The organism is Rheinheimera sediminis (genome assembly GCF_004005375.1).
Classification (GTDB): domain Bacteria; phylum Pseudomonadota; class Gammaproteobacteria; order Enterobacterales; family Alteromonadaceae; genus Pararheinheimera.
The window spans coordinates 1-13,705 of the sequence record NZ_RZUF01000014.1; the positions used below are offsets into that span (position 1 = coordinate 1).

The 13,705-nt window shown below is 43.0% G+C and carries 10 protein-coding genes; 2 read left to right on the top strand and 8 right to left on the bottom strand.

Features of this window, described 5'->3' with window-relative positions; all coding sequences use genetic code 11:
* The 8 genes from EMM73_RS10765 to EMM73_RS20515 all read right to left on the bottom strand — a co-directional run.
* A partial coding sequence (locus tag EMM73_RS10765) for an ATP-binding protein (protein WP_127686440.1) occupies positions 1-1,992 on the bottom strand: 1,992 nt, incomplete at its 3' end.
* Between the two features lie 9 nt (positions 1,993-2,001).
* Positions 2,002-3,222 carry a restriction endonuclease subunit S gene (locus EMM73_RS10770; RefSeq protein ID WP_127686441.1) on the bottom strand — a complete coding sequence of 407 codons (1,221 nt, stop codon included), beginning with the start codon at positions 3,220-3,222 and terminating at the stop codon, positions 2,002-2,004.
* Positions 3,223-3,224: 2 nt separating this feature from the next.
* Positions 3,225-4,703 (bottom strand): class I SAM-dependent DNA methyltransferase, encoded by a 1,479-nt coding sequence (locus EMM73_RS10775; RefSeq protein WP_127686442.1) that lies wholly within the window; start codon positions 4,701-4,703, stop codon positions 3,225-3,227.
* Positions 4,704-4,706: 3 nt separating this feature from the next.
* Positions 4,707-6,479, bottom strand: a complete 1,773-nt coding sequence (locus EMM73_RS10780; RefSeq protein ID WP_127686443.1) for an AAA family ATPase — start codon at positions 6,477-6,479, stop codon at positions 4,707-4,709.
* Between the two features lies 1 nt (position 6,480).
* On the bottom strand, positions 6,481-8,799 hold the full coding sequence (hsdR, locus tag EMM73_RS10785) for an EcoAI/FtnUII family type I restriction enzme subunit R (protein WP_127686444.1): 2,319 nt from the start codon (positions 8,797-8,799) through the stop codon (positions 6,481-6,483).
* Between the two features lie 745 nt (positions 8,800-9,544).
* Positions 9,545-9,712: a hypothetical protein gene (locus EMM73_RS20050; protein ID WP_186435190.1), complete on the bottom strand. Its 168-nt coding sequence runs from the start codon at positions 9,710-9,712 to the stop codon at positions 9,545-9,547.
* 51 nt (positions 9,713-9,763) lie between these two features.
* Positions 9,764-9,985 carry a hypothetical protein gene (locus tag EMM73_RS10790; protein ID WP_127686445.1) on the bottom strand — a complete coding sequence of 74 codons (222 nt, stop codon included), beginning with the start codon at positions 9,983-9,985 and terminating at the stop codon, positions 9,764-9,766.
* A 237-nt stretch (positions 9,986-10,222) separates the two neighbouring features.
* Positions 10,223-10,321 (bottom strand): DUF4113 domain-containing protein, encoded by a 99-nt coding sequence (locus tag EMM73_RS20515; protein ID WP_127686446.1) that lies wholly within the window; start codon positions 10,319-10,321, stop codon positions 10,223-10,225.
* A 56-nt stretch (positions 10,322-10,377) separates the two neighbouring features.
* Here EMM73_RS20515 and EMM73_RS10800 point away from each other — a divergent pair, with 56 nt between their 5' ends.
* Entirely contained in the window at positions 10,378-11,610 is a 1,233-nt protein-coding gene (locus tag EMM73_RS10800) for a TniQ family protein (RefSeq protein ID WP_127686447.1), read from the top strand.
* A complete protein-coding gene (locus EMM73_RS10805; RefSeq protein WP_127686448.1) occupies positions 11,604-13,703 on the top strand; it encodes a type I-F CRISPR-associated protein Csy2 in 2,100 nt (699 codons plus the stop codon). Before EMM73_RS10800 ends, EMM73_RS10805 begins: the two co-directional genes overlap by 7 nt.
* Positions 13,704-13,705 lie beyond the last annotated feature (2 nt).

Here is a 13,705-nt window from a genome sequence, read left to right on the forward strand (position 1 = left end):
ATAGGTGTTCAGATAAATCAGAATACGCACTTTTACTAACTGATCGAAACTAATCACTTCGATGTAGGCATGGGATGGCTCGTTATACCCAAAATAACCCATCCCATCAGATGTTATCCGCAGATTGGCTCGGCGACAGCGGCGATGCATGGATTCAGTCAGGTCACAAAGCACATAGCAATACCCAGGGATATCATTGTTGCCGGGTATCGGTCGCCCAAATTTTGTCGTTACTTTACCTGCTCGTATGCGCTCTAAATAACTAAGTGCTTGATCAATCGGATCCTTATCTTCACCTTCACGCATGTCGTTGCGCATTGGGCGTTTGATTTCGACCACGGTGATAGAGGCCAGAGGAAAGCTAGTTTGATCGTTAACAAGCAAAGGGTTATCAAATACTCTCAGGCTGATTAAATCTGGTTCCTTTGTTGAATCATTACCAGTAATTGGCATCGCTTTGAATGTTTTGTCAGACGCAAGGTAATTGTGGAATGCCAAACGTTCGTCAATCAACCACAGGTTACAAGAATCTAGTAAAACCTCGCTGGAATCTTTGCGCATAGGCATGATTAGTTCATGAATCATATCCTCGCGGGCATACTGACCATCTTTTAGGCGCTCGATGGATTTTTGCAGCAGATCAATAACGACCTTTCGATGTGAAACGTAATTGGCAAGGTCTGATTTTTTCAGGTCTTCAGCTTTTCGTAGATACCCGCTCAGCCGTTCCTTGTATTCCTCCACATGCTCCTCATTTTGAGGTTGCATGATGTCATGGCCCTCGCTCACTAACTGTCTCTCGACCTCGTACCACTGTGCATGTAGATGTAACTCTAAATCTTTGTCGGATTTTTCGGGGTCAACAATCAGCAGTTCTTCTGCCACATAGTGAGCAATAGGCCGGTATCGCGGTGCATGATGATCGATAAAATCATCTACTCGCTTACGACCCGCTGAGACATTTTCTGCCAAAACATCTTGCAGATATTCCTTAGTGCGTGCCAGCACTGTATCGCGAATATCTTTAAAGCTGACCTCGTTAAGCATATCCTCTTCATTTTCTGCAATATCAAAAGAGGTGCGTTCGCTGCGTACACGCTCATTTAGATAGCCTGAAGACACGTAACAGGTATAAGTAAATTCCCCTGATGCGTCAGATATTTTGCCGTATAAGCCGGGAATTTTTCCTTGAATGGATTCTTCTTTAACCAGTCGGTTCGCTGCACAGAGAGCCAGCTGATGCTTTTTATTTACCGATGCACGAAATTTAATGTGGGTTAGGTCGAAGGAATAGTCTCGAATTGTAATATTCTCGTGATAAGCACTTGCATGCATGTGCTTATCATAGAGAGCATCCAGATCGATGCTCTCACCGGAATCTTCAACAATCATTTTTGGAGCATCCTGAGTTCGTACAAAATACCAAAGTACATGCTCCAATAGCTGATTAGCTATTGATTCGCTCCTTGTCGGCGCATGCTTACGGAAGCTTTCATCAAAACCAATCAGCTTAATTTGTGTTCCTGCTTGCTGAGCGGTTGCTAACAGGATCTTTTCACCATGGACGCCCAATTTATCGTCAAAGCGGAATACACGCTTTTTAAGCAGACCATCAACGTCGACAAAGTGGCTTTCGACTTCGACCAGGTCAAACACCTTCAACCACATCAGACGACCAACACCGCGACAGCCCTTATCAATTTTGTGGTCGGAATCTAATGTTTCAAATGACTTAAAGTTGGTTTCATTAAAACCACAGCCATTATCCATTATAGTGAAACCGATAATAGGTGATAGAGACTTTGAATCTAGAGCCAGACTGCTTTGAGTATCGCGATTGATACAAAGAACAACCTTACCATTTTCGCTATGCCCTTTTTCTTCAATCGAGTGAATAGAGTTTACTACCGCCTCAAAAACTGGCATCAGACCGTGACTTTTGGGTAAAGACGTATTACGTAAGCGACCTTTGAGATTGGTTTGTAAGCTCATACTCCCTCCTTAGAGCTCGCCTCTAAAAGCAGAATCGAGAATTGATGCTTTTAAACATTTTAAGTCTTCCATTTTTCCTAGAAGGACGGCTTCCGCATCGTGAATTTTGCTTTTCAATGCCTCAATCGTTGCAACTAAATCTTTCTGCTTTTCCAGAGAGCATATCGGGATTTCGATCTTGCTTAAGCGTGTTAACGCCAATTTGGGTTGCGCAACTGTTTTGGTCGCGAGTCCTGCCTGAGCAGAGAAATCAGAGGTCAATGTAAATAGATACAGGTAGCTTAAATCTAGTTGTTGCTTATCTTTGATAACCAACTTAGCTGCGTTTTCTGTCAGGTTTGCACCGTCTAATTCTGGGGGGACAAAACCTGTCTTACCGATAGTTCCTGCAATACTGATATAAAGGTCGTCCTTAGAAATCACATAGCGTTTGATTTGATTATGGATATGTTTCGATATGTACTTGATGTCAGATAAATCTATTGTTCCTTTATCAGTAAAATCTGTTACTCGGATATATGGGTGATCAGTCACTTCATCACTTAGCTTTTCGCCTTTTGGCAAGCGCTTGCCGCCTTTTACCTCAGCCAGCGACTCAATAGTCATTCTCTCACTGATAGCAGAAAACTGGCCATCAAGCGCCGATTGAAGAAAGGCACTTTTCAGTGTGACGCTTTCCTGCAAATGCTCGATGGCTGTGTCGATGCGTGTGAGCAGTGCATCGAGTTTTTCAACGATGCGTTTTTGTTGTTCTTGAGGCGCCACAGGAACTATGAACTCGGAAAGCTTCGTACCATTGATATTTGGCTGCGCTGCGCCAGCCGCGTTCTGGCTGACAACCTCCCAATAGGTTGGTGTCAAAAAGAAATAGCTGAGGAATTCAGGTAGAATCTTTTCTTTTTTTGGTACAATCCTGATTAAATATGATGCGAATACTGCGTCTTTTGGCGCACTTTTGATTAGAATAGATTTCCCTGCTGTTGCACCACTACGGGCAAAAATTAAATCGTCATCATTCAGGGCATACTTGCTAACTTCTTTTTCTTCTAGAGATACAGTTGGAACACCTTGCCAATCAATCTTCCCATTTTGAATATCTGTAATACGCAAAAATTTTGCATTACCGTTGCTTTCCGCTTTAGCTGTGTGCCCATACTGGATGTTATTACTGAGCTCTTTAACAGAATACCACTCCCACCCCTCTGGTAAATTATACAATGCCTGCTCCATGCCTATTTCCCCGCCAAAAGGTCTTCAATTTCATCCAAAAGACCAGACACGAACTTTTCTTTATTGCGGACCTGCTTGAGGATATCGTTTGGCGTTAAATGCTCAGTATCTCTCTGTTTAGAAGGATTCTTTGCCGATATATCGTAATCTTCAGCCAGATTTCTGGCCGAGACAGTCCAGGAACGGTCTGTAGTTTCGCGGCTATTGCACAGTTCGACAAACTCTTTTAAGTGTTCATCGGTGATTGGTTTGTTTTTGGTGAGCTTTTGCTCTGGCTCGCATTCGTAATACCAAATATCACTAGTGCCTCCGCTACGCTCAAAAAACAGCACGTTGGTTTTAACGCCGGAATACGGCAAAAATACGCCAGCAGGCAGACTTAATATGGTGTGCAAGTTAAAATTTTCTAACAGTTCCTGTTTCACTTGCTTAAAGGCGCTGTTGGTTTGGAATAAAACGCCTTCTGGCACCACAATTGCCGCTTTACCACCGCTTTTCAGCGTTTTCATAAAGTGCTGCATGAACAGCAATTCTGTGGCATTTGCTTTAATTGGGAAGTTCTGTTGAATCTGGTCTTTTTCTTTGCCACCAAATGGCGGATTAGCAAGGATAATATCGTACCGGTCTTTCTCTTGGATATCGCGGATATTTTGCGTCAGCGTATTTCCGCGGTAAAGGTTAGGTGACTCGATGCCATGTAAGATCATGTTCATCATGCCCATGACGTAAGCTAGTGAGGTTTTTTCAAAACCAAAGAAGGTATCTCGTTGAATGAAATTCCACTGCTCGGTTGAAAGCTCGCTCTTTTTAGACTTCAGATGGTCAAAGGCTTCAACTAAGAAACCACAGGAACCCGCAGCAGCGTCATAAATGGTTTGGCCTGGTTGTGGATCAATGGCTTTAATCATGGCACGTACAACAGGGCGTGGTGTATAGAACTCGCCAGCGTAACCACCGGCATCGCCCATATTTTGTAATAAACCTTCGTATACCAATGACAATTCAAACATTTCATCACTGGATTGGAAATTGAGGGTATCCACAATATCCAGCACTTCCCGCAGGGTATGGCCGGACGCTACTTTGTTGTCTAGATATTGGAATGTAGCACCAACCTTGTAAGCAAATGACTTAGGGTCAGCGCCGCCGGTGACGATGCTATTCGCAAAGCTTTTCAGATAAGGAAAAAGTTCTTCGTTAACGTATTTGATTAAGTCATCGCCAGAATCAGCTTTCAGGTTTTTGGTTCCATCCGCGTTTTTCGGGCAGGCCCAGGTCGACCATCGGTGCGCTTCATCTAATACGGGTTGATATGCTTTACCTGATAACTCGGCTTCGTCTCGTTTTTCAGATTCATAATCATCCAGAAACTTTAAAAACAACACCCATGAAGTTTGCTCGGTGTAGTGCATAGCACCGCTAATGCCATCGTCGCGGCGAAGTATGTCGGTAATTCGGTCAATCTTTTGTTGTAATGACATGGCTTATAGTTTTCCGATAATAAAATTGTACATATTGGTGATGTCTTCGCTGATTTCTGCGGGCGGAATCAGGTCGATATAGGCTTTGAGCTTGTCCATGTCGAGCCCTATACCCTCGGTATTGATCAGAGGGTCGATGACAGTTTTTGCGTTCAAGCGGCGGATATCGTCGTTATCACCTGGGGTGTTTGTTTGTAAAAGATTTCGCTGAGCAATGTCAGGATTGTTGATTGCAGCAAGTACGTTGTGATGCGATAGAGCTGTATGTGAAAGCAAGTAATTTTTGATTTCGCGGCGTTTCCAAGTCAGCAAATGACTGTTGATTCTTTCTGGACAAGGTAAACCTAAGTTGAATTTATCAGGGTAATCAACTCCAACTACCTTGACCCCGCTTTGAGCGTGAATGTTTGCGTCTGGTAACTCATCACGATCGCACACCAAAAAGACGTTGGTTACTTTGTGGTCATAGATTGCGTTCGCTTTGCCATACTTATCAGCATTACATGCCCTGATATATTCCTTCATATCCCTCAATTCATTAAGCCACTTGATCTTAGACGCGCCGAAGCTGTCACCTGCCGCACTGTAACTAGATGACTTTGCTATCGGATTGATGGAAGAAAGAGGTGTCCAGTCAAGCCCTTTCTGCCTTGCTAATAACTCAAAAATCTTCCAATCGTTGTAGTAATCAATCAAGCAAATGTTGTTCAATTTGGAGGCGATTTCTAACTCGACGACTTTACTTTTGGATAAAATCTTCAATCGTTCCAATAATTTTTGAGACTTCTGCTCATTTTTTATCTGTCCATTTTCAACCAAAAACAATGAATCGAAGTCATTCTCAGCGATTGAGTCGACTAAATGAGTTGTTGTTATGACCTTACCCTTAGTTTTGCTTAGGATACCCCAAAGGAGCTCAACGTTTTTATGGTGCAGGTGTGAGTCAACTTCATCAAACATGAAAAGAGAAGAAGTCCCATCAAATAGATCAATTAGTGAAGCTACGAATAGAAACTGATACTCACCATCGCTGAGCAATGAAAATTCAATATTATCAGTGAGGTAAAGCAAAATTTCAGAAGCTGAAAAGAAATATTCGTTGTATGAGCCTTCGATTAGAAATTTTGTGGCATCAACTCTAGAACCATCAAAAACATTAAAAAATTGTTCACTAGTTACTTCTACTTCGGTTGACTTTAAGCCTTTACCTGTTTCTAGCAGAGCATCAAGGTCAGGAAGTGTTTCTATTTTTTCAAGAAAGGCGTCAAGTCGCTGATTAAAAGGTCTTTTTCTTATCGACGGGTGTTCATAGTCTTTAGCTTCAGCTATCTGGTCTTGTTGTACATTTTTTATATAAGTATCAGGAACAGATATATTCAGTCTCAATTTAACTGAAGCTTGATCCTTGAATGCCTTGTGGTTGTTAACAAAATTAAAAACTAAGCCGTTCCTCTTGAATGTGTAGGCGAGAAACGTAAGGAATCGCACATCTTTCTGAGTAAAGAAAAGGCTAGAAAAATCAATATCACTTATATCTTTCCTTGATCGTAAAGAGGTTAGTCTTCGTTCGAAAAAGAAAGAGAAGTTTTCATTTTGTCCTGAAGTAGCACAGATCAGCTGAAGCGTGTCGCTAGGTTCTTCAATCTGCTTTCTAAAGATTGAATGTAAGATACTGGATTTACCGCTGCCATTTTCACCAATCAAGGTCGCTACTTTGTTGATATGTAGGGTCTGAGGCTGATCGTACAGCTGGTTAGGTGCGAGTGTTAATTGCATTTTAGCTCACGTGGTATAGCTGTTGTTGTAATTGTTTAAATGCCGCCAGCAAATATGCTGGTTTTCCACCAAATGCTATTGAAGCATCTTTGACTGTCCCCAACCCGGATAGCTCGATAAGTGCTGGTAGGCGCTCGCGTGATAACTCCGTGCTGCCGGTTTGCTCAAACCGGTTAAGTACAAAATGTAGGAACTGTTGGGCTTTGTCTTGCTGGAATTGACCAAAGAAAGCGTTATTGCTGCGAACGTGATTGGCTCGCGCCTTCCGAGTGGCCATAGGTTGTTCGAATGCTAAGTACGCAAGCAAATCGAAAACATCACTGTCTTCTGCCTCAAACATTCGACGAAGTGTAGCTAGTTGTTCTTTATCGAATCCTGCTTGAACTAACTTACCTAACAAAACTTCTCGTTCGTCAGGATCAGACCAAATATGTCGAAGCTCTTCCACCGACTTAAATAAACCAGGCAATTGCCCCATTAGCTTATCGACAAAAGCCTGTATGGTAAGCGGGATCCCATTTTCATCGATATCCCTGATTTCGACATCAATGACTTTTAGTTCCCTGTGCTTGCCCAACTTCACTTTGAGTTTGGGTTTTGTCGCGCCAGTTGCTGGTTCGCCGTCGCCACCATTATTAGTGCCTGGTTCAGGCGAATACGGTTGTGGTGTAGGTTCAGTTGTTCCTTTTGGTTCTAGTGGTTCAGGCTCCCCATCCCAGTCTTTGTCATAAAATTTATTACTCGCACCTCGAAAATCGATAATTGTGAAGTAATTTTTGCCGTCAAACACCCGAGTACCACGCCCAACAATTTGTTTAAACTCAACCATTGAGTTGATTGTTCTATCGAGCACGACATTTCTCACATTGCGGGCATCCACCCCTGTTGTCAGCATTTGCGATGACGTCAGGATGGCCGGTATGTCCTTGTCGTTGTCTTGATACCTCTCTAACAACTCTCGACCGATCTTTCCTTCATCACTGGTAACTCGCACGCAATAAAGTGGGTCCGAAATCTTTTTATGCTTGTTAATCATGTCCCGCATAGTCAGTGCATGATTTTGGTTTTCACAAAAGATAATGGTCTTATCCAGTGGATTGATGTTCTCAAGAATGGTCTTTGCGACCAGCTCAGTGCGCTCGTCGACGATGATCTTTTTGTCGTAGTCTGCAACCTGATACACGCTTTGTTCCGACTCGCCTTCGATAATTTTATCGTCTTTTGTCAGTATAAGCTCGTCAAGGTTCGTACGAACACGCTTGACCCTGTAAGGAGTTAAAAAACCGTCGTTAATACCGTCTTTCAGAGCGTATTCAAAAGCCGGTTTTCCAAAATACTCATAGGTATCGACGTTTGCATCTCGTTTTGGCGTGGCTGTCAAACCGATATGCACAGCACTACCGAAGTGGTTCAGAATTTCTCGCCAAGATCCCTCTTCATTAGCACTACCCCGATGGCATTCATCAATCATTACCAAATCGAAAAAATCACTTGGGTATGCCTTGTAGTAGCCTTCGATATTTTCACGTTCTGCAATAGCTTGATAAATGGCAAAGAAAATATGAGCGTTAGTTGGTACTATATCCCCACGCTTTTTAACCTCTTCGCCATTAATCTTGATGATATCTTTCTCATAGGGGTTAAAAGTATTAATTGCTTGATCAGCCAAAATGTTGCGGTCAGCCAAAAACAGAATTCTTGGGCGACGTGTGCCTGGGTTTTCCTTATTCCAACGGGCTTGATAAAGCTTGTGGACTATTTGAAAGGCGATAAAGGTTTTACCTGTTCCCGTAGCTAAGGTGAGTAACACTCTTGGTTTACCTTGACCGATAGCATCTGTGGCTGCATGAACCGCTAACTCTTGATAGTAGCGGGGTTGCATGGAGCCTTCGAGATGGAACGGCACATTCCGAAGCTGTTGGCCTAGGCTTGAAGTAATCCCCGCATAGCGTTGTTCTAATTCTTGAGGCGTTGGATAAAACTCAATGTATGCGCCTTTGCCCGTCTCTAAGTCGAACTCATAGGTTTGTTTGCCATTACTTGAATATACAAACCGAACTAACAACTTTTTGGCGTAATCAATCGCCTGCTGCAGGCCTTTAGTTGGATGCTCAGATTCTTTTTTAGCTTCGACGACAGCGAGGTAGCGGTTGTCTTTATGCAAGAGATAATCAACGAAACAGCGACGACCACGAGCTCCGCCTGCTAGCTTGCGCCCATCGGTGAAGTAGTGTTCGCGAATAATATTACTGGGGTGCCACGATGCCGCCTTAAGAGCTAGATCGATGTAATTGGCTCTTGTATCGGATTCTGACGACATACCCTTGCTCCTTGATGCTTCGTCGCTTGATTGTCAGCTTCAGAGCGAAGCTTCTTTGTTATTCAATGACACTATCACACTTTTTAGGGAATTTAATTGAGATAAGTGTGCTAAAGCACTGACTTGTTTCATTTTCAGACTGGTTTTTACTATCGACATAGTTTTAAGGTTAATGAGTTTTAATGAAGCGTTATATATTTAGATATCTTGTTGCACCAATTAACATCGAAAAAATTAGAGCTGCCTCAAATTCGTACATGTCTTTTTCAGTCAGAAATCCACAAATGGTCATTTTGAGAGCTTCGAAATTCATATTTTATAAGTACTGGTAAACGTCCGCTTTCAGTGATAATCCGACAGTTGGCCTAATTCAGTACTTTTCTCCTTCGTCAGGGGAGCAATAGTGCCTAATTCGGTCTTTATAGTCTGATAACGCAGCCTAATACTACCTAATTCAGATCTCAGAGCCATTAAGCTCGACTTTTAGAGCCTAATTAGGGGCTGAATACTACCTAACTCTGTATTTAGAGTCTGACAAACAAGCCTGATATTACCTAATTCAGCTCTAAGTGCCATTTAATTAGGCTTTTAGAGCCTAATTAGGACTGAATGCATACCTAATTCGGTCTTCATAGTCTGATAACGCAGGCCAATACTACCTAATTCAGATCTGAAAGCCTCCAAACATGATGTCCTAGCCATCTGAAACCGCTGAATACTAGCTAATCCATTGCTTTTGTCCGTATTACTCTTTGAGCGGATAATGAATATCCTCATACTCTTCTATCAACCTTGCAAGGACCTCAAGCTCTGCGCCTTGAGGCGTCCCTGGCTCAGATTCAAGAAGCTGCTCAATGGCTTCTAATGCGGATTTATATTCCTGTTCGTTTTTTATAGATGGTCTTGGTGTCATCTTATTACCTTATGGAGTTTATTGACGTTCAGACAGCCTTTAGTGCTGCCATCATTCGTCAGGCATGGTGTTTATCACGCGTGTTAAATTCCCTGCTGCTAAGATCTGTTCATCAGTTAATGTCTGGTCTTTATGCTTTACCATCCTCATTTCTGAGCGGTCTTTATTCATCTCACAAACCAAAATATCTCCTACGGCAAAACCTAGCTCAGTACACAGCTCATCAGGCAAAGGCAGAAGGTTATTATTAATAATTTCAACGGAGTAGCTCATGGGATCCCTCTGTGTAACAGCATTTACTAAATGATTAAACTTAACTCGAATGGTATGTTTTTAAAAGCTAGCGTAGACATGCGCTAACTGACAACCGCCAAGTCTGTCTATTTTGTTGTGTACTGGGGGATAGCCGATAATCAGAAAACGCTTACTTCGTCTCGGTGACTCTATATCGTCTGTTCTATTTAAAAACCTAAATATCCGCCTCTGACACTAAACAACTCTAATTATCAGCTACCTGACTCTGGGTAGAGCATTCCAACTAGTAGTAAAAGCAGGAGATAACAGCTCACGCTTCCTCTCTCCATCTCCGAGGACAAATCCTCTTGTCAATACTGCCCATGGCCGTTAACTTGATTCTAATGACGTGTTAATTCTGGCGAGTTGCTATGGCGTTTCTCTTTTCACCCAAGGCGCGTGCTTTTGCTGATGAGTCGCTGGAAAGCTACTTATTACGTGTTGTTGCAGAGAATTTTTTTGCCTCTTACTCGCAGCTTAGTTTAGCGATAAGAGAAGAGCTACATGAGTTAGATTTTGAAGCGCATGGCGCTTTTCCCGTCGATTTAAAACTCTTAAACGTCTACCACGCCAAGCTGAACAGCCACTTTCGAATGAGAGCGCTGGGTTTGCTTGAGCGCTTGCTTGGCCTTCCGGATTATGAATTAAAAAAACTTGCGCTCTTAAAGTCAAACCGCATTTTTAGCGGCTCTTTTTCCGCAGTTCACCGAGGTGGTGTTGATATTCCGCTGAGCTTTATCCGTTACTCTGCTCAAAACGAATTAACGAGCGTTCCGGTTTGTCCTTATTGCTTGTCGAGTGAACCTTACATTCGACAGCATTGGCACTATAAGCCTTATCAGGTTTGTGCCGAGCATCAGTGTGAGTTGCTTCATAGTTGCCCTCAATGCAGTGCCTCAATCAATTACTTGGAAAACGGCTCTGTTACAAACTGTCTTTGCGGCTACGAATTTGCCTTGGCGACCACAGCCAAAGCTGAAGAACTGACTTTTTTATTATCCAAAAGCCTTATTAATGCTGACCCTGTATCCAGTAATCCTTTGCTAAATGTGCGGTCCGCTTCGCAGCGTTTTGCCGCCCTGGTCTGGTATCAGGATAGGTATTCCGAGGGCACCGAAAATGTGTTTAGGGATGCTGTGCTGTATTTCAATAATTGGCCAAAGAACTTTTATCAGGAATTGGATCAAGTCACTTTAAGGGCAGAACAAAAGCTTATTGACCAGTTTAACAAAACACCTTTTCACCATATTTATGGCGACCTCATTTTGAGGTCACAATGCTTATATCCCTATGACAAAGAACCGCATTTTATCTACCTAGCGTTGATGGATTATTTAGAGTTGTTGGTTCAGTCTAATCCTAAAACGACAAAGCCAAATATCGCAGACATGTTGGTAAGCGTTGCAGAGACTGCTGTACTGCTTGCAACTACAAATGAGCAAGTCTACCGACTTTATCAGGAGGGTATTTTAAAGCATGCGTTTAGGCAGCCATTACGTCAACGGATTGATCCCAATGCTCCAATATTTCATTTGCGGCAAGTGACGGAGTACAAGAGCAGTTTTGGCGCAAACAGTATAGGGATGTATTTGTCAGCATGGTAACTAACCTGACTTTTAGACAATTATTAGACGTTGAAGAAGTCTCAGAACGCACTACAGCATTGAGGTCGGCCTTTGCTGCTTATAGCGAACCGATGGACGTGTCGGGTAATGAGACTTCAGCGCTCTCTGTCTTGCTTAATCTGACGTACCCCAAGTCAGATGTTAAAGATTTGCTTGATCAGAGCTTGGCCAGAGCAACGTTAGAGGATAAAGAACACATAGACAGCTGTGTAAATGAGGTGCAGTGGCTGCATTCTCATAACTTAAAGTATCCAGATATCAGAGTCAGCAAACAACGACTGAAAACAAAGCCACCTATCGCGAAATATGGCGTTATAAGTGGGGCTAATTGCTTGCCAGTACTTGGGTGGTCTCATGACTCGGGAAAGGTAAATCTGATCAAACTATTTGGTACTTACTTCTTTTGGCAAGGGCGTGTTTGTTGCCTGGCTGAACTGACGCAAGATTTGCCTAAACCTTGGGAAAAGGCCTTCAAGGACCACGGAATGCAGTCCAAACAAATACTGGAATTGTGTTATCGGGTTAGCCACTTTTTACCAGGAAGCGCTTTTCCTGATGCTGTAGATAGGCATTCAGTTCAGGTCAGAATGCCTTACCGTGACGGGTATCTGGCAATTACTCCTGTGGTGTCTCATTCGCTTCAGCTTGAAATTCAAAAAGCTGCTCTCAGTAAGCAAGTTCGTTCAACAAATATCATCTTTACCCGACCCGCTTCCGTTGGTGATTTAGCTGCTTCGCTTGGTGGCAGTATTAAAGTGCTGAATTACCCACCGCGAGTGAATCAAACGGCCAGCAGTTCAGTGGATACCCTGCTGGAGAGAGTATATAGGGGGGAGACAATCTTAAGTCTTAGGACGTTATCTCAGCAGAGGTTTAGAAAAGCCTTAGAACTTTTGCGGACTAGTCGTTTTGCTGTAGCTTTAAAACAGCGTCGTCATCAGAGGGTTACAAGCCTTCGTCAAATAAGAGCCTCTTTGGCTGAGTGGATCGCACCAATAGCCGAACTTCGAGCGGCCATTGAAGAAAACCCACAGCTTTTGTACAAATTGGATAGTGGCGAATTCACATTAGAGCGACAGCTTGTGACTTTGCCTGCTGTTGAATTATCCGAATTGCTTAAACCGCTGCTCAAACTATTAAATTCATGCCTTTCAAATCATCCAGAGACTGCTCAGTACGCCTTTCATCAACAGTTAATGTTGCCGCTAAAAAGCCAGCTGAAGTGGTTACTATCGAATCTTTGTGCTGATGAGCGCATCAGCCAATCAGATAACGAAAGGCCTCAGTGTTACCTGCATTTAAAAGGTATTCGGGTGCATGAAGCACAAGCACTATCGACCCCTTATTGTGCAGGTGTTCCATCTTTAACAGCAGTATGGGGCATGTTGCATCGCTACCAACGACAGCTCAATGGCATTCTTGGCACTCGTATTCGTCTAACGTCGTTCGCATGGTATGTGAGAAGTTTTAGCTACCTGGAAGGTAAGAGACTCCCAGAGTTTGGGATGCATGGGCACAAGCAATCAGAATTCAGACGGCCTGGCATCATCGACCACAGATATTGTGATTTCTCATTTGATTTAGTAGTGCATCTTGATGGTTTTGACGACGACCTGAATGCACTGGATACACAACCTGAAGCGCTAAAGGCAAGTTTTCCCACAACTTTTGCCGGTGGAGTGATGCATCCGCCTGAGCTGAGCACTACCGCGGAATGGTGCTCTTTGTATCAGGGGGAGCTTGAACTCTATTCCAAGCTATGTGGTTTGCCACACTCAGGAACCTGGATTATGCCAACGAAATATAAATTCTCGGAACTGAGTGAGCTTATAGGGTTACTCAGTAGTGATCCGTCTTTATGCCCAACAATGCTCGGTTACTTGTTGCTTGGAGCACCTCAAAGCAGATCCAATTCTCAGGAAGCTTTACATTGCTACGCTGAGGCGGGCGTAGGTGTAGTTCAATGCACAAATACCAGTGAAATCAGGTTGCAAGGGTTGAAGAACTTTTTCAAAAGAGCATTTTGGATGTTAGATGCTCAAGAACAGTTCATGTTAATGAAGCGGATATGAGA